This is a genomic window from Rhodospirillales bacterium (genome assembly GCA_023898785.1).
Classification (GTDB): Bacteria; Pseudomonadota; Alphaproteobacteria; order Micavibrionales; family Micavibrionaceae; genus TMED27.
Genome location: CP060239.1, coordinates 2045305 through 2061816, shown reverse-complemented (window position 1 = coordinate 2061816; position 16512 = coordinate 2045305). Strand labels below are relative to the sequence as shown.

At 51.4% G+C, this 16512-nt stretch carries 14 protein-coding genes, 2 tRNA genes and 2 pseudogenes; 9 read left to right on the top strand and 9 right to left on the bottom strand.

The features are described from left to right. Nucleotides 1-4: 4 nt before the first annotated feature. Together H6859_10265 and H6859_10260 are read right to left on the bottom strand one after the other, a co-directional pair. A complete protein-coding gene (locus H6859_10265) occupies nucleotides 5-1267 on the bottom strand; it encodes a type II toxin-antitoxin system HipA family toxin (protein USO06761.1) in 1263 nt (420 codons plus the stop codon). Continuing rightward, entirely contained in the window at nucleotides 1257-1592 is a 336-nt protein-coding gene (locus tag H6859_10260; protein ID USO05497.1) for a helix-turn-helix domain-containing protein, read from the bottom strand. The genes H6859_10265 and H6859_10260 overlap by 11 nt, the downstream gene beginning before the upstream one ends. Nucleotides 1593-1659: 67 nt before the next feature. Here H6859_10260 and H6859_10255 point away from each other — a divergent pair, with 67 nt between their 5' ends. From H6859_10255 to H6859_10245, 3 genes and pseudogenes are all read left to right on the top strand, one after another. Next, on the top strand, nucleotides 1660-1998 hold the full coding sequence (locus H6859_10255; GenBank protein ID USO05496.1) for a hypothetical protein: 339 nt from the start codon (nucleotides 1660-1662) through the stop codon (nucleotides 1996-1998). 82 nt (nucleotides 1999-2080) lie between these two features. Further along, nucleotides 2081-3186: pseudogene (locus tag H6859_10250) on the top strand (IS3 family transposase). A gap of 196 nt (nucleotides 3187-3382) precedes the next feature. Next, the gene (locus H6859_10245; GenBank protein USO06760.1) at nucleotides 3383-4555 is read left to right on the top strand and encodes an AAA family ATPase; all 1173 of its coding nucleotides are present in this window, start codon (nucleotides 3383-3385) and stop codon (nucleotides 4553-4555) included. Between the two features lie 126 nt (nucleotides 4556-4681). Here H6859_10245 and H6859_10240 read toward each other — a convergent pair. Then, nucleotides 4682-5787, bottom strand: a pseudogene (locus H6859_10240) (IS3 family transposase). 68 nt (nucleotides 5788-5855) lie between these two features. On the opposite strand from H6859_10240, the gene H6859_10235 reads away from it, so the two are divergent. Continuing rightward, on the top strand, nucleotides 5856-6029 hold the full coding sequence (locus H6859_10235; protein ID USO05495.1) for a hypothetical protein: 174 nt from the start codon (nucleotides 5856-5858) through the stop codon (nucleotides 6027-6029). 13 nt (nucleotides 6030-6042) lie between these two features. On the opposite strand, the gene H6859_10230 is transcribed toward H6859_10235, so the two are convergent. Together H6859_10230 and H6859_10225 are read right to left on the bottom strand one after the other, a co-directional pair. Then, nucleotides 6043-6117, bottom strand: a tRNA-Gln gene (locus tag H6859_10230). Between the two features lie 58 nt (nucleotides 6118-6175). Further along, nucleotides 6176-6251 (bottom strand) — tRNA-Thr (locus tag H6859_10225). A 519-nt stretch (nucleotides 6252-6770) separates the two neighbouring features. On the opposite strand from H6859_10225, the gene H6859_10220 reads away from it, so the two are divergent. The 4 genes from H6859_10220 to H6859_10205 all read left to right on the top strand — a co-directional run bounded on the left by H6859_10220 (nucleotide 6771) and on the right by H6859_10205 (nucleotide 12118). Beyond that, complete coding sequence (locus tag H6859_10220) at nucleotides 6771-8018, top strand: type IV secretion system protein (protein USO06759.1); 1248 nt, start codon at nucleotides 6771-6773, stop codon at nucleotides 8016-8018. A 30-nt stretch (nucleotides 8019-8048) separates the two neighbouring features. Further along, nucleotides 8049-8612: a hypothetical protein gene (locus tag H6859_10215; protein USO05494.1), complete on the top strand. Its 564-nt coding sequence runs from the start codon at nucleotides 8049-8051 to the stop codon at nucleotides 8610-8612. A 121-nt stretch (nucleotides 8613-8733) separates the two neighbouring features. Further along, nucleotides 8734-11265 (top strand): TraM recognition domain-containing protein, encoded by a 2532-nt coding sequence (locus tag H6859_10210; GenBank protein USO05493.1) that lies wholly within the window; start codon nucleotides 8734-8736, stop codon nucleotides 11263-11265. After that, complete coding sequence (locus H6859_10205; protein ID USO05492.1) at nucleotides 11252-12118, top strand: hypothetical protein; 867 nt, start codon at nucleotides 11252-11254, stop codon at nucleotides 12116-12118. Before H6859_10210 ends, H6859_10205 begins: the two co-directional genes overlap by 14 nt. A gap of 21 nt (nucleotides 12119-12139) precedes the next feature. Here the strand turns inward: H6859_10205 and H6859_10200 are convergent, their stop codons facing one another. Continuing rightward, the gene (locus H6859_10200) at nucleotides 12140-13039 is read right to left on the bottom strand and encodes a Fic family protein (GenBank protein USO05491.1); all 900 of its coding nucleotides are present in this window, start codon (nucleotides 13037-13039) and stop codon (nucleotides 12140-12142) included. A gap of 34 nt (nucleotides 13040-13073) precedes the next feature. Then, on the bottom strand, nucleotides 13074-14837 hold the full coding sequence (gene argS / locus H6859_10195) for an arginine--tRNA ligase (GenBank protein USO06758.1): 1764 nt from the start codon (nucleotides 14835-14837) through the stop codon (nucleotides 13074-13076). Between the two features lie 90 nt (nucleotides 14838-14927). On the opposite strand from argS, the gene H6859_10190 reads away from it, so the two are divergent. After that, nucleotides 14928-15281, top strand: a complete 354-nt coding sequence (locus H6859_10190; GenBank protein ID USO05490.1) for a hypothetical protein — start codon at nucleotides 14928-14930, stop codon at nucleotides 15279-15281. A 41-nt stretch (nucleotides 15282-15322) separates the two neighbouring features. On the opposite strand, the gene H6859_10185 is transcribed toward H6859_10190, so the two are convergent. Both H6859_10185 and H6859_10180 read right to left on the bottom strand, forming a co-directional pair. Then, complete coding sequence (locus H6859_10185) at nucleotides 15323-15925, bottom strand: hypothetical protein (protein USO05489.1); 603 nt, start codon at nucleotides 15923-15925, stop codon at nucleotides 15323-15325. Between the two features lie 5 nt (nucleotides 15926-15930). Next, nucleotides 15931-16485, bottom strand: a complete 555-nt coding sequence (locus tag H6859_10180) for a YbhB/YbcL family Raf kinase inhibitor-like protein (protein USO06757.1) — start codon at nucleotides 16483-16485, stop codon at nucleotides 15931-15933. Nucleotides 16486-16512: the final 27 nt, after the last annotated feature.

Sequence of the window (16512 nt, the reverse complement as noted above, 5' to 3'; positions counted from 1 at the left end):
TGCCTCAACTCTCCGAATACCCTTCAAAAGCATACGGCCTTAGGAAAAGCCGCTCTTTGAAAAGCGTATATTCAATATCTGTTAAGGACGCTTCCTGCGCCACGTCATCCCATTTTGAATGGATCGTCTTAATCTGGTTGTCGATAATTTCTCTGGCCTTTTTTTCATCCAGCAAAAAGTGTCTAGCACCGGCCAGGGCTGTGGCCAAGCGGCTGGAACGGTTGTCACCCTCTATCAGCATGGCTTGCGTTGCTTCCTCACCGCTTCTAAGCTGTGGGCAAATATCATAGGCCGGGGTTAATTTCAGAGCCTTCCCGTCCCAGAATGCCGCATGGTTGCGGGCGTGGTCATCGTTATTGCTGCACAAAATATTGAACACCAAACGCGCAAAAAGCTGCTCCAGCGTTTTTTGCGGATCTGCAAATCGGTGACGGATAATTTCCGCCAGATCCTGATAGCTGGCATAGCGTGCACCCATTTCATCCAATTCCAAAAGCGTGAGCGCCGAGAGCATCAATTTGCGGGCCCAACCCGCAGAAGAGCGTTGCCGATCAAAACGCTCGATCAACAAAACATCTTTGCCCGACACAGTCTCCAGCCGAACATCAGCCACCTTCAGACCGCAATGTTTTGCCAGGCGCATCGCCATAAATTCGGCCTTGATGACATTATAAACATCCGTGCTCGATGAAAATTTAGCGATGTATTTTTTATCATCTGCTTCCAGCATGGCTTTGGGGCGTGCGCCGCCGATGGACGTTCCGTGATGGAGAGCCTGCGCCAGTTCTTCACTAAGAGGCACGCCTTTTTCAACAAGTTCTGCTGAGTGCAGCAAGGTTTCAAGCGGTGCATTGCCTGATAATCGGGGAACATAATCCGTAGGCGAAGCCTGAAAATCGAGCGCACCTATCCGGTCTGAGCCGGATTCCATCAGATACGCCATCTCACCCAAATCAGCGGTATCGGCATTTTTTCCTTTACGCCCGAGCAGTTTGTTCAAAATCACACGCCGCCCCCAGGCATCCGGCGCAGCGTCTCGTAAACAGCCGTGCAAGGCCTCCGCGCTTTTGTTTTTCTGTACCCCCGCTTTTAAAGGTAATTCTTTTGGATCAATCGGAATGGCGTTTTCACGCTCCAGATAACTCTGACCGTAATTGAACAAAATCTTTGATCCGGCCAGTGTAAGTTTTCCAGCGACCACGGGCTGTACCTTGCCAGGAAGCCAGATCCAGACATACCCCTCCTTGGTGGGTGCGCTAGAAGTCATCATCCACCTCTATTTTCTTGGCCTTAACCTTTGCAGGGAGCAAAGCCAGCTTATCTTCGATAAATTTGTTTTTAGCCTTCAGGTCATCCAGATCAGCATTAAAAAGCGGCAATCCAAGCAAACTGGCAACTTCAAACACCACCCCAATGCTACAGGACGGATCGGCGTTTTCGATGCGGTATAATAACCCCCGTGAAATACCGGCGCGCGCCGCCAAATCCGCAGCAATTATGCCTGATTCCACCCGCGCAGCCTTAATCTGTCCCGATAAAAGCTTCAGGGCTTCAAGCGTATAGCGTGAATATGTCTTTTTTGTTTTTTTCATTTATAATGTCTTATAATTAAAGCATTAAACATTTTAATGCGCTATATATAAAACATTATAGGTTAGTTTGGCAGATCTGTCAAAATCATTCTTTTCCATCGCTGACGTCTATGCCCAACCCTTGCGGATCAAACCCCGCGCACTCAAAGCCGCCTCTGCGGTTTGGATATTGGTATTATCGCAGTATTATTCAGATAATACAAAAGAATCCAAAAAAGTTGGTGCTAAGATTGTAATGGATCTGAATGTTAAAGATGACAAAAAAGCACATTCAACAGCAGCAAAATACAGCGAAGAATTCCAAGATCTTTTGGCAAGTGTTCGTAAAGAAGGTTTTGATCCGAAACATCTACAAAATATAGAAGAGTTTAACCTCAAGCACCCTCATAGTTTTAGAACAAATTAATTGTTAGTGTTTTCAGAGGTGGTCCCAAGAATTCGGACAGTGAGTTAAGCTACGATCTATGACCGAAGGAGGGTCATGGATTATGAGTAAGACAAGGAAGAACTACCCGGCGAAGTTTAAAGCGCAGGTTGCGCTGGCGGCGTTGCGGGAGGACGCGCCGATCACGGAGCTGTCATCCCGTTACGGGGTGCATGCGACGGTCATTCACCGTTGGAAGAAGGAGGCTCTGGCTGCGCTGGAGGCGGGTTTTGCGGGCAAGCTGGAATCGCGAGCGGACGCGCATAACGCCGAGGTCAGGGACTTGCACGCCAAGATCGGACAGCTGACAGTGGAACGTGATTTTTTAGCCGATGCCTCCGCCCGGTTGCGGTCCGGGGGCGGCAGGAAATGGTAGACCCGTCCAATGACAATATCGGCATCGCGGCGCAGTGCCGGTTGCTGGGGATCAGCCGCTCTGGCTGGTATTACGAGCGGCGCGGGGAGAGCGCGGACAATTTGGCGCTGATGCGGCTGATTGACGCGCAATTCCTGCAAACCCCGTTTTACGGGTCCCGTCAGATGGCCCGGCATCTGCGCCGTCAGGGGTACGAGGTAGGCCGCACCCGCGTGCGGCGTCTGATGCGCCTGATGGGAATCGAGGCGGTCTATCAAAGGCCGCGCACTTCGATGCCGCATCCCGGCCACCGGATTTATCCCTACCGGCTCAAGGGGCTCACGATCACCCGCCCGAACCATGTATGGTGCGCGGATATCACGTACATCCCTGTCAAACGCGGGTTTTTGTATCTGGTAGCGATCATGGACTGGGCCAGCCGGAAGGTGCTGGCCTGGCGGCTGTCGAACACGATGGAAACGCGCTTTTGCGTGGAGGCGCTGGAGGAAGCCATCGCCCGCTACGGGCCGCCGGAGATCTTCAATACCGATCAGGGCAGCCAGTTCACGGCGGACGCGTGGACGGGCGTCCTGAAAGAAAACGGGATCGCGATCTCGATGGACGGCAAGGGCCGCTGGATGGACAATGTGTTCATCGAGCGGCTGTGGCGGAGTCTGAAATATGAATGCGTGTATCTGAACGCGTTCGAGAGCGGCCTGCAAGCCAGGCGGGATATCGGGCGCTGGCTGGCGTTTTACAACGCGCAGAGGCCGCATTCGGTATTTGATGGACAAACCCCGGACGACGTTTATGATGAACGAAATTTTGTTTCTCCGGCCTCGGGCTTGCCGCCTCCGCCTAACGGCTCCGGCGGCCGCGCCCTTCACCCGGAGAAACAAAACCACAGGCAGGCGGCATGACAATAACCAACCGATCGTAGCTTAACTTCGCCGCAAAGCTGGCCGAAGAACCGAGACCACCTCTCCAGTATCGCTTTATGGTGACCCAGGCATAGGGAAATCAACATTAGCTCTACAAATGTCTGCCTCTATTGCTCTAGGACATGATTTTATGGGCTTTAAAACCAATACTTCAAAATGCCTAATTTTATCATGCGAAGATGATTTAGATGAAGTTCACAGACGTCTTGATCGCATGTGCAAAGCACATGAATGGCGTTTTCAAGATTTTAAAAATAATTTAGTTTTTTGTTGCCGTGCTGGCTCAGACAACCTGTTCATTGAATACGTTGCACACGGGAAAACAAGTACAAAAACTGGATTTTTCAATGCTTTTATAAAGACTATAAAAAATGAGAATTTTGAATTTGTTGTAATCGACAATATAGCCAATGTTTACGGCGGCAATGAAAACGATAGATCAGAAACAACGCGCTTTATGAATGCTATTTATGAACTATGCGTATCAGCAAATATATCTATTCTACTTCTTGGACATCCTCCAAAAGGCGCTGCAACATATTCAGGATCAACAGCATGGGAAGCAGCAATTCGTCAGCGCTTTAATCTAAAAAAAGATAACAATGGTCTCTATATTTTGAAATGTGAAAAAGCCAATTACATTCGTGTCGGTGAAGAGGTCGAAATGGCCAAAAATGACGACGGTGTATTTGTCGAAACATTTTCTTTGGATACTGGCGAAGATGACTTTGATTTTGAGGGTCTCAAGGTCCAGATTTGGAACTTCGTCAAAGAATGCAATGAAAGTAGCATCTCTATTTCATTTGCTCACCAAGCCGGCTCTGACTACTACGAGAAGAAATTGAGATTTAAAGGGTTAACAAAGGGGCATAAAATCAAGGATATCCATCTAAGTACCATGCATCATTCAATCAAAGAATTTTCAGAACGCACAGCCATGAATCTACGCGCACAAGCCCTAGCCTTCGATATTCTGGCGCGCGATATGCGAAGACAGATCAGGGCGATTGAGGAGCAAAAGAAAAATAAGCCTACGAAACCCAAAATGCCACCACCGGAAGAAATGCCTGTATTAGAAGATCGTCTTTACGTCCGTGTGAAAGAAGCCTGTAAGATCATGGGCATGGGACACACCGCCTTATACAACGAAATCAATGAAGGTAGGCTGCCTATTAAGAAAGCTGGCCGGAAAACACTCATAGAGGTGGTCTCGGTTCTTCGGCCAGCTTTGCGGCGAAGTTAAGCTACGATCGGTTGGTTATTGTCATGCCGCCTGCCTGTGGTTTTGTTTCTCCGGGTGAAGGGCGCGGCCGCCGGAGCCGTTAGGCGGCGGCGGCACGCCCGAGGCCGGAGAAACAAAATTTCGTTCATCATAAACGTCGTCCGGGGGTTGTCCATCAAATACCGAATGCGGCCTCTGCGCGTTGTAAAACGCCAGCCAGCGCCCGATATCCCGCCTGGCTTGCAGGCCGCTCTCGAACGCGTTCAGATACACGCATTCATATTTCAGACTCCGCCACAGCCGCTCGATGAACACATTGTCCATCCAGCGGCCCTTGCCGTCCATCGAGATCGCGATCCCGTTTTCTTTCAGGACGCCCGTCCACGCGTCCGCCGTGAACTGGCTGCCCTGATCGGTATTGAAGATCTCCGGCGGCCCGTAGCGGGCGATGGCTTCCTCCAGCGCCTCCACGCAAAAGCGCGTTTCCATCGTGTTCGACAGCCGCCAGGCCAGCACCTTCCGGCTGGCCCAGTCCATGATCGCTACCAGATACAAAAACCCGCGTTTGACAGGGATGTACGTGATATCCGCGCACCATACATGGTTCGGGCGGGTGATCGTGAGCCCCTTGAGCCGGTAGGGATAAATCCGGTGGCCGGGATGCGGCATCGAAGTGCGCGGCCTTTGATAGACCGCCTCGATTCCCATCAGGCGCATCAGACGCCGCACGCGGGTGCGGCCTACCTCGTACCCCTGACGGCGCAGATGCCGGGCCATCTGACGGGACCCGTAAAACGGGGTTTGCAGGAATTGCGCGTCAATCAGCCGCATCAGCGCCAAATTGTCCGCGCTCTCCCCGCGCCGCTCGTAATACCAGCCAGAGCGGCTGATCCCCAGCAACCGGCACTGCGCCGCGATGCCGATATTGTCATTGGACGGGTCTACCATTTCCTGCCGCCCCCGGACCGCAACCGGGCGGAGGCATCGGCTAAAAAATCACGTTCCACTGTCAGCTGTCCGATCTTGGCGTGCAAGTCCCTGACCTCGGCGTTATGCGCGTCCGCTCGCGATTCCAGCTTGCCCGCAAAACCCGCCTCCAGCGCAGCCAGAGCCTCCTTCTTCCAACGGTGAATGACCGTCGCATGCACCCCGTAACGGGATGACAGCTCCGTGATCGGCGCGTCCTCCCGCAACGCCGCCAGCGCAACCTGCGCTTTAAACTTCGCCGGGTAGTTCTTCCTTGTCTTACTCATAATCCATGACCCTCCTTCGGTCATAGATCGTAGCTTAACTCACTGTCCGAATTCTTGGGGCCACCTCTATGAACAGAATTCTTAGCGAACAAGATAAAAGCGATGAAAAAATCGTAAAGCTTGTTGAAGAAATGAATGACATCAGTGACAGTGCATTATGGCTGTATAGTGCTAGAAACTATACGCTTTTCCTGGCCCTTGTAGCCCAATTTGCAGCTCAAATATTATCAGGAATAATCTAGAATATTATGCAAATGGCTGGGGTGGCAGGATTCGAACCTGCGCATGGCGATACCAAAAACCGCTGCCTTACCGCTTGGCTACACCCCAGCAAGAGATGTAATAAGGCCTAATAAGGTGACATAGACCTCCCAAAAATGGCGGAAAATGGTGCCGCAACACGGACTCGAACCGCGGACCTGATGATTACAAATCAACTGCTCTACCAACTGAGCTATTGCGGCGTACACTATTTCCGTTCACCTTATTATCGCCTTATTAGGGGCAGGGGCAAGATGATAACCCCTTGAAACTTTTGCGTCCTACACTGCCGACCGTTTAATTACAAATCAACTGCTCTACCAGCTGAGCTATTGCGGCTCACCAACCTAAAATATATCGTCAATCTTATTATATCCCTACTACAGAACGGGGAAAGATCGAAACCCCTTTAAATTTAACCGCTTCTACGAGTAGAGCCCATAATTACAAACGCACCAGAAACCAATATAAAACCAACTGAGCCTGCAGCGCACCGACTTAAAACCCTTTCAACAAAGGCTCGGCCATGGTCTTATCAAAAAAAACAACCTTTGCAAACAGATTTTAAAAAACGGCGCAAATTTTACCCTCATCAAAGTAGTTTTACCCTCTTTTTCTTGCTACACTGGCAAGAGTAACTTTTCTAAAGAGGCGATCTTTCTTTGGCTGGCGGACAACAAGCTGAAAATACACTACACGAAAACGCTATTGGCTGGTCCATCATGTTGGTGGTTCTAGCCGTTATTGTATGGATTTTTTGGTATTATCAGTCAGACGAGGTACGCAATATTGTACGCTGGATCCGCTATACGGAAGCCTGGATTTTGCAATGGTTTATCATGGCTGGGGAAACCGTTGGCCTGATCGACACCCCCTACAAGATCTTTATCTATGGGCGGGAAATAAGTTTCTGGGATATTTTCAACGGCAATGAACAAATCGTCCGTGATCAATTAGCAAGAGGAGAAATCCGCAGCCCCCAGCGTAGCCTGTATTTCGGCATGGCCAATTACAATAAAACCGCACTCACTATAAACCACCTCGAACTTTTCACGGCCGCAACTATGGCTCCCATGCGCATCACAATGATTATAATTGCCGGAATCGGCGCTCTATGGTGCATCTTCAGCGGCCCCAAAACCCATTACCGCAGCCGACTGGGCCTTGAAGGATTAATTCACCGCCAAGCTAAAAACTTTCCAATCATTGCACCTTTCGTAGATTTTAACCCCTCCACACAACCGCCACGCCCGCCCGGCTCTCCGGTTCCCGCAGAACTGCCCGCCTTTGCCGAAGCTCTGGGCCCCGAAGAATGGCTGGCATACAATAACATCCCGGCCCCGGATGGGCAGATTGACGAAGAAGCCGCTGCCAGAGCCTTTATGCACCAACTCTATGGTCGCTGGAAAGGCGCAATGGCGCTCAAACCCTACCAACAAATTCTTCTGGCGGCATTCTGCCTGAAAGCCTCGCGCAAACGAAACGAATGTGATGACATGCTGAGCCGCCTTGCCCTGTGCTGGACCCATAAAAACGGTTTAAAGCTCAGCCAAGATAAATCCCTGCTCAAAGATGCCCGTAAAATACTTAAAAACAAAGACTTATCAGGGGGCATACTATCGAAATGCAACCAGCATGCCTTTGTTACCACCGCTCTTCTGCGCGCACTAGCCACCGCGCGTGATGAAGGCGGCGTCCTAGCTCCGGCGCAATTCGTCTGGCTGCGCGGTGCTGATCGAACATTATGGTACCCTCTCAACAATCTAGGACGCCAATCTTTCCACCTCGAAGCCATCGGAGCGATGTCACACTACAAGGCCGAAAAAATGACCCAGCGGCCAATCCCGGTGCCCAAACTAAGCCACGCCGTTGAAACAATCAGCGAATATATGAGGAGCAGGCGCGCCCGCCCGATCCCACAGCTTGACTACAGCAAATCAAACAAACGCGGTGTCAAAAAAGCTATCTAAAAAAGACTTAAACCAAGGAGCCTGAAATCCATGATACTGAATTTAAAAACCAAAAAATCAGAAAGTGACGCGAGCGCGAGCGTCGTTGACGGCAAACTCATCCTCTCTTTGCCCGACGCAATAAGCCCCGTAGTCTGGCAAATGGACCTCACGCAGGCCAAAGCCTCAGCTCTGGAAGTTCTTCACGATGAAAATACCGGCCACCATGTCCTTAAACTCAAAACACCAAAAGGCGAAACCGTAGAAGTTGCAGCCTTTAAAGACCGACTACAAGCAGTAACAGGACTCATGGCTGCGTCAGGGGCGCTGGAAAACGCCCACGGCCTCATCAGACCGCCAGCGTCGGAAAATACCGGCCAAATAACCACTCACTCTCACGTGCAAATTAAACAGACGAAAAAAGAACGCCATAAAAAATGGCTGGGAGCAGTGCTTGCGTTAGTAATCCTGTTTATCCTCTTCACACTTTGGTCAGCAACAATTCCCAAACAAATAGGTTCAAACGGTGCATACGCCCCGACATCTGCCAGTATTGACCCGCAAACATCCTCAGGGGTACCTGTTTCCGCAGACGCATTCCTCGGAGGCCAGTAACAATGACTATTGCACTGCTTAATTGTCTTCTAAATTCTTCTCAGAAGGCACAAGCGACGACGAATAGTAAACTACTTTAGGAGCGTAGTAACGCACTGAAAAGGATTTAGAAGACAATTAAATGGCTTTAGACCAAAGGAAATACGAACATAAACACACCGCCATCCTTCGGGATGTGCGTCCGCTGTGGACGCGTATTGCCGATGCGCTGACAACACCGTCTTATTCAACAGCCGTGTTCATCATGGCCGGCGGTGCCATCCTTTGGAACGACTGGGCACTGGCCTTTGCCGATCTGATCATACTGTTTTTATTGCTGTATTTTCTATGGCTCAGATCCCGTGACAAATCACTGGCCTTTAAAATGCCGCTGGGTGCGAAATTCATGGACCCCAACAACGGCCGCGGCAACAAACCCGGTAAACCTGAAGGCATTCTATATCTCGGTAATGTCGAGAACACTAACGAAGAAGTCTGGTTTACCAACTCCGATGCACGTACACACGTACTGTATCTGGGAACTACTGGCGCAGGTAAAACCGAAGGCCTAAAATCCATGGTCTCCAACGCGCTGGCTTGGGGGTCTGGCTTTGTCTATGTCGACGGTAAAGCCGATACCGATCTTTGGTCCTCGCTTTCCTCACTGGTCCGTCGATTTGGCCGCGATGATGATTTGCTGGTCCTCAACTACATGACCGGGAACGCAGACGTACAGGCCCCCTCCAACACCATGAACCCGTTCTCATCAGGTTCCGCCAGCTATTTGGTCAACATGCTGGTCTCCCTGATGCCGGAATCCGAAGGTGACAATGCGATGTGGAAAGAACGCGCCGTCGCGCTCGTTTCAGCAATGATGCCGATCCTGACATGGAAACGTGATCATCAAGATATGCCGCTTTCCGTACGTACCATTCGCGATTACCTTTCGCTCAATAATGTCATAAAACTTCAACGTGACAACGCCGTCCCTAAGGAATTGCGAGAAGGTATAGACGGCTATCTCGATACCCTGCCAGGCTTTGTCGGCGATGCCTATGATGATGAAGGGAAAGTCAAACCGCCCGGCCCCGATACACCACAATATGATACCAACACAGCCTCGCAGCAGCACGGCTACCTGGCCATGCAGTTCACCCGCTCGCTGCAATCTTTGGGTGACGATTACGGCTATATCTTTGACACGCAAGCCGCCGACGTCGACATGGTCGATGTCGTGCTCAACCGCCGCATCCTGATCGTGCTGATCCCGGCCCTTGAAAAATCCGGCGATGAAATCGCCAACCTTGGTAAAATCGTTGCCTCCACCATGAAAGGTATGATGGGTTCGGCTCTGGGCTCCACCGTGGAAGGCGACAGTGCCTCCGTGATTGAAAACAAACCCACCCACTCCAACACCCCGTTCATGACCGTATTTGACGAGGTCGGCTACTATACCGCGCAAGGCATGGCCGTCATGGCCGCCCAGGCCCGGTCGCTTGGCTTCTGCCTGATCTTCTCAGGGCAAGACTTGCCCGCGATGAAAAAACGTGTCCGCGAAGAAGCTCAATCCATCACCGCAAACTGTAACATCAAGATTTTTGGCAAGCTCGAAGACCCGACAGAAACCAAGGAATTTTTTGAAAAAACCGTCGGCACGGCCATCGTCACCGAAGTTTCAGGCTTCCAGATGGCCGGCGGCACCGAAATGGGCTCGTACTTCGACACCCAACAAGCCGGCGTACAAATGCGCCCACGCGCCAGCTATGACGATTTGCGCGGCTTCAAAGAAGGCCAGGCCGTCATCACCTTTGGTGATGTCGTTGTCGATTGCGCGGTATTCTACTCCAACCCCGGCTTTGCCAAAGCCATGCGTGTTACCCGTTTCCTCGCCCTGCCACCGCCGGATGAGGAAATAATGAAGCACGCCGGCTCGATCACTAAACTACGTGATTTGATGGTCAATAAAAGCTGGACGGCCCAGCGCGCCGACGTCGCCGTAGAAACGCCGCCGGAAATAGCCGCCCTTAAAAAAGGATTTGAAAAGCCCAGGAAAAAAGATGTAACGCCAGTTGAACGCGCAATTTCAGCAATCGTGGAAGTTCATGCCATAGATAACGAAATTGAAACCACTCCCTCGCAGGCTGCGGCAACGACAGCGCCACAAACCGCTCCTCCACCAACAACGCCAACACCTGAGGCCTCCACACCCCCAGCCGCAAAGCCACAAGCCACGCCGCCAGCGACGCAAACCACCCCACCGCCAGCAGAAAACGCTGAACAATCAGGAAACCCCATGGGCTTTTTCGGCGCAAACAAATCTGCGGAAAATCCTGCCTCTCCGCCGACGCGAACCACCCCACCGCCGGCTACGCCTCCCGCCACAAAACAACAACAACCGCCAACCGCCGCGCCAACCAAAACCGGCACCGAGGATACAAAATCCTGGCAAGATCTCATCGATGAGAATGCACAACCTGCTGAAACACCCTCTGCTGCACAAGAGCCCCAGCCACCAGTAACGCCAGCCACATCTGTCCTACCACCAACCGCTGAGCCTGCACAAAACACCAAGTCTGCCCTACCCAAGGAAATTCAAGACATCATTGAAAATGCCGGCGATAAAGCCCGTGAAGCCCTATTCAAGAACAGCGAGGATAGAAATGCGACAGAGTAACAATCCGCACACGTCATTGCGAGCGCAGCGAAGCAATCCAGACAAAAATGGCTTGCCGCGTCAGGCCTTCGACCTTCATCGCAATGACAGAAAAAACAACCGCAGTGGCGAAGCCGGCAACGTCTTCGTCCTGATCTTGCTCGGCATTGTCCTGTTCGTCGCACTGTCTCTTTCTATTTCAAGGGGGATGCGATCTGACACTACCAACAACTTAAGCAAACAGGAAGCCGCCCTCGCCGCCAGCGACATCCTCGCCTACGCCCAAAAAGTCGAGCGCGCCGTCAACCGCCTGCGCCGAAATGGCGTCTCTGAAAGTGATATTGATTTTCAAACTGATTATTCCGGCACCGGAATCTATCTCCTGGAAGACGGCAACTATAACTGCTGGAATAATAACGCTAATTGTACCTCCGATGCTTGCAAGGTATTTCACCCCGATGGCGGTAATATCAGCCCCACCAGATTTGAAAACCTAGCCCAACTTCCCTCCGGATACCCTGCTGCATGGACGAAACCCGGACATATTACCATCCGTCAAATCAGTATACAAGGCATCGGAACATCTGCACCGGATCTGGCCTTAAACATTTCAAGTTTAAACCCTCTCGTTTGCAATGAAATTAACCGTAAAATGGGCATTTCCACTGATTTTACAACAACTTCTACGACCGTCGAACCTACCGCAACATCAAGACCAGAGCCCTTTGGAGGCTGCGGCGGTGGTGGAATATTTAATACAACAAATATTTTAGGTGATGAAGACACGCGCTTTGAAGGAGCAACCGCCTTTTGCGCTCCAATAGAAAGCGTTGCAGGCACACTACACTTTTATTACATCATACTTGTCCGCTAACATCATAGCCGCCATTGCTTACTAAACCAGCGCATAAAAAGTACCGCGGCCTGCGCCATGCCGCACCAGATACCCACCCTCAACCAACTCTTGCAACCGCAATTTAATTGTAGCACGCCGCCCGTTGGTAAGCTTGATAATCTCTTTCATCTGCAAACGTTTGTGATCTTTAAACAGCGCCATAATCCGTGAGGACAAAGCCGATAAACCCCGCAACTCCGTCTCTTTCGCATAAAGCCGGGTGTGCAGCGTATCTTTTTGCACCTGCAACATGCCCAGGAAAAATGCCAGCCAGACATCCCAATCCGGCTGACCGGCCTCAAGGCTCTCCTGACTGGCTTTCAACGCCCCATATAATGCCTCTGCGCGCCCCTCCATAATCGGAGTAAGTGACACATACGGCGCGTACGTATAACCGGATTTCAGCAAAATCAACAAAATCAAAAACCGCACGGTCCGCAAATTGCCCGTATCAAACGGCGCGAGCTGCAAAAACACCGCCGCAAACACCGCCGCCACAAGAAGCGGATGCAAATCACGCCGCGCCAGCGTATCATTCGTCCATTCACACAATTTACGAAGAACCGGCTCCACCTGCTCTGGCTCCGCCGTATCCAGCGTCCCGTACACTTTATCGCCACGCGAAAGCGGCAATTGATTTGGCATCGTTTTCAAATCACTCACGCCTTTTTCTCCAAGCTGGCTCGCATTGACCGCCCGGATCATGTCAACCGTAATCAGATGCTCTTCCAGAGGCCCCAGAACCTGCTTAAAATTCGCGCCATAATCGGCCACATCGCCCAAGAGCTGCAACCCCGTCGTATGCCGATCCAACCCGCGCCACAGCCCCTTAAACTCATCAATATCCGTGACTTGAAGAAGCAGAGCAGAGCCGATTTTTATTTTATTTATACCAAGCATTTAGCCATTATAAGCCAATTAAAACAAATGTCAATCACATCCGCTCCGGCACCGTAATCCCCAACATGCCGAGCACCGCCACAAGCTGCCGATGCATGAGCGCACACAACGCCAATCGGCTCGCACGTAGTACTTCATCCTCTTCCGATAAAATATGACAGTTCCCATAGAAAGAACTAAACGCCTGCGCCAGCCTGTACGCATAATCACACAGCACATGCGGCGTAGTATTCTTCAGTGCCAGCTCAAAATGATCAGCCATTTCGCCCAGCAATAACGCCAGCGCCCGATCTTCATTTTGTATCTTAAAACCACCGTCCACCGTCCACTGTTCACTGTCACCCGCTTTGCGCAGCAAAGACTGAATCCGCACGGCTTGGTACAACAAATACGGCCCCGTCTTGCCTTCAAACGAGGTCATCCGGTCCAGATCAAACACATAATCCGACTGACGCTGGTTCTGCAAATCGGCAAATTTAATCGCCGCCAAAGCCACCTTATGCGCAATTTCCTCACGTTCAGCCTCATCCATATCCACCGCCAGATTAGCTTCCTCCAACCGCGCCCGCGCTTTTTCAACGCCCATCGCGATCAAATCCTCCAGCCGCATCACCCCGCCGGCACGGGTCTTAAACGGCTTGCCATCCGCCCCGTTCATTGTCCCAAACCCGGCAAAGCTGAGTTCTGGCCGACCATCTTGAACCAGCCCGCCTTTTTCCGCCGCCCGGAACACCTGCTCAAAATGCAAACTCTGACGCTGATCCACCACATAGACAATCTTGTCCGGATTATGCGTTCTCACCCGGTCAATGATCGTCGCCAGATCGGTCGTTCCATACAGCACAGCCCCATCCTTTTTAAGCAAAATCAGCGGCGGCATCTCTTTCTTATCATCTTCGCGCTCAACCGGCACAACCCACGCCCCATCGCTCTCAACCGCCCAACCGCCAGCTTTCAAATCCTCAATCATCGCTGCAATGAACGGGTGCGCATCGCTCTCACCCTTCCATTCATCGAAATGCACGCCCAGCGCGTCAAAATTACCGCGCATCCCCTCAATCGAAATATCGATAAATTGCCGCCATTTGCGGGTGTACGTCTCATCACCGTCCTGCAGCCTTTTCGTCGCCGCCCGCGCCAACTCCATCCGCGCTTCATCGGCCTTACAATCCCCTGAAGCCTTCGGATAAATTTCGGCCAGCTGCTCCATACTCACCGGCCCATCATGGCCGATAATCTCAAGCTCGGACAAAATCATCCCCATCGGCGTACCCCAATCGCCCATATGCACATCACCAATCGCCTGATACCCCGCCGCCTTCATCATCCGGCGCAACGCATCGCCGATAATCGAACTGCGCAAATGCCCGACATGCATCGGCTTGGCGATATTCGGCCCGCCATAATCAAGAATAACCGTCTGCCCGGCGCCGTTCTGCGCCACACCCAACCGCTCGTCCGCTCTAACTTCAGCCAAATGCACAGCCAAAAATTCATCCGTAACATTCAGATTAATAAACCCCGGTCCCGCAATTTCAATTTTTGAAAAAGTCTCATCGTCAGACAGCGCCTCAACGACCGCCTGCGCCACTTCCCGCGGGTTTTTCTTCGCCCCCGAAGCAACGCCATCAGCGTTGTTCGGCTTTAAAAATTTCGCCGCCGCCATCGCCCCGTTACACTGAAACTGACACAAATCCGGCCGATCACTCACCCGCACCACGCCCAATTCCACAGGCAAACCTTGGCGCTCAAACGCCGCCCCAACAATGTCCGATAATTTTTCCGCAAGTGAAGTCATGCCAAGTGTTGTAAACAAATCCTTTTGGAAAATACAGCTCTGTTTTTGTTGACATAATCATATGTATAAGCCAACTCAAGGAGATTTGACATGTCTTACTACGATTGGACTTTAGAACAAAACGCTGAGCAATATGATGGCTTAACATTGCATTGGTATTTTCCTCGCACTGGAAATACCCCAATGACACCGGGCGACAAAAAGCTCAACGAAGATAGGCAAGAGGCCCAAAGATTTCTGGAACTCGGGGTTGTTAATAATCAGGGCAGATTTGACACGCAAAGAGTGCAGAGTCACTTAACAAAAGTCTTTGGAAAAAATGCTGTCCTGGTTGGTATTAAAAGCTCAAAACCAGATATGTTTAATGGCTGGCGTTGTGATGACATACGTTTTGACTGGGTCGATAAAACAGAACAACCAGATCCAACCGAGACCGTTTCTTAAAGCACTTTGCGGACTAAAAGGGCAGCAATGACAAACGGAAACTACCCGCCATTGATGATCTTTTCAATCCCTAACGACTCGATAAGGTGATAATAGGCCGCGACAATCAACCCAAAAAACGTCACCACCGCCAGCACCCGCCAGACAAAACCGTGCTTGTGATGCTGGACCCGCGCCTTATGCGAAGCCACATCCAGCACCTCATCACCAAAAATCACCGACAAAAACGTCCCCATGCCGCACAATACAATAATTCCCCAGTGCGGCCACGGCGTTACCAAAATTTCATGGAACAACCGCGTCAGCGCCGTCTTGTCATACGCATCGACGGCAAAATTCATCGCCCAGATATTGATGCCAAACGCCAGTACCCATACGGCGATTTCGGTATAAAGCATTTTGACCCCGGTAATCAGGCGCACCGGAAAATCCAGCAAAAAACCGGCATCGGCCACCGGCGTACACAACACAAAAAAGCTCCAGCTCAGCAGCGCCAACGTCCCGCCCGTCGCCAGATCATATTCCCATGACAGATACCCGAAATACGCCGCCAGCACGCCCAACAACAGACCGAACTTGATCAACTGATCGCGCTGATGCGCGACATTAACGAGGGCTGAAAGTTTTTTAAGCACTGAGCGCATTAAAACTAACGACTATACATCCCGGTAAAGCTGGCCTTACCAACGCTATGCGCATTAAGGAAATACCCCACCTGCGCCGCCGGGGTGCTTTCTCCCAGATCCAGCGTTTCAACATCCAGCGCATGCAACGTGAAGATATAATGATGCGGCGCATCGCCAACCGGCGGACACGGCCCGCCATAACCGGGCGCGCCAAAATCCGTCATGCTTTCAACCGCGCCTTCGGGCATCGCCTCGCTTTTGCTCGCCCCGGCTGGCAAAGCGCGCGTTTCAATCGGCAGGTTAAACACCACCCAATGCCACCAGCCCGACCCCGTCGGCGCATCCGGGTCATACACAGTCAGCGCCAAGCTCTTGGCCACTTCCGGCACGCCATCCCAAGACAATGTCGGGGAAATATTCTCGCCCGTGCACCCAAAACCGTTAAACACTTGCGCATTCTCAATACTCGTCCCTTCGGCAATGGCCGAACTGCTCAAGGTCATCTCTGCCCGCGCCACGCCTGCAAAAATCGGGGCCGAAACCAAAACCATCACCACAGCCAACACCAATCCACGCATCATCTTTCTCCTTTGATAATATTTCAA

Bases quoted from the DNA above. Each gene is read 5' to 3' on its own strand.
- argS (USO06758.1), bottom strand. From the start codon at position 14,837: ATGACTTCACTTGCGGAAAAATTATCGGACATTGTTGGGGCGGCGTTT.
- H6859_10200 (USO05491.1), bottom strand. From the start codon at position 13,039: ATGCTTGGTATAAATAAAATAAAAATCGGCTCTGCTCTGCTTCTTCAA.
- H6859_10210 (USO05493.1), top strand. From the start codon at position 8,734: ATGGCTTTAGACCAAAGGAAATACGAACATAAACACACCGCCATCCTT.
- H6859_10205 (USO05492.1), top strand. From the start codon at position 11,252: ATGCGACAGAGTAACAATCCGCACACGTCATTGCGAGCGCAGCGAAGC.
- H6859_10185 (USO05489.1), bottom strand. From the start codon at position 15,925: ATGCGCTCAGTGCTTAAAAAACTTTCAGCCCTCGTTAATGTCGCGCAT.
- H6859_10235 (USO05495.1), top strand. From the start codon at position 5,856: ATGAACAGAATTCTTAGCGAACAAGATAAAAGCGATGAAAAAATCGTA.
- H6859_10220 (USO06759.1), top strand. From the start codon at position 6,771: ATGTTGGTGGTTCTAGCCGTTATTGTATGGATTTTTTGGTATTATCAG.
- H6859_10215 (USO05494.1), top strand. From the start codon at position 8,049: ATGATACTGAATTTAAAAACCAAAAAATCAGAAAGTGACGCGAGCGCG.
- H6859_10190 (USO05490.1), top strand. From the start codon at position 14,928: ATGTCTTACTACGATTGGACTTTAGAACAAAACGCTGAGCAATATGAT.
- H6859_10180 (USO06757.1), bottom strand. From the start codon at position 16,485: ATGCGTGGATTGGTGTTGGCTGTGGTGATGGTTTTGGTTTCGGCCCCG.
- H6859_10260 (USO05497.1), bottom strand. From the start codon at position 1,592: ATGAAAAAAACAAAAAAGACATATTCACGCTATACGCTTGAAGCCCTG.
- H6859_10265 (USO06761.1), bottom strand. From the start codon at position 1,267: ATGACTTCTAGCGCACCCACCAAGGAGGGGTATGTCTGGATCTGGCTT.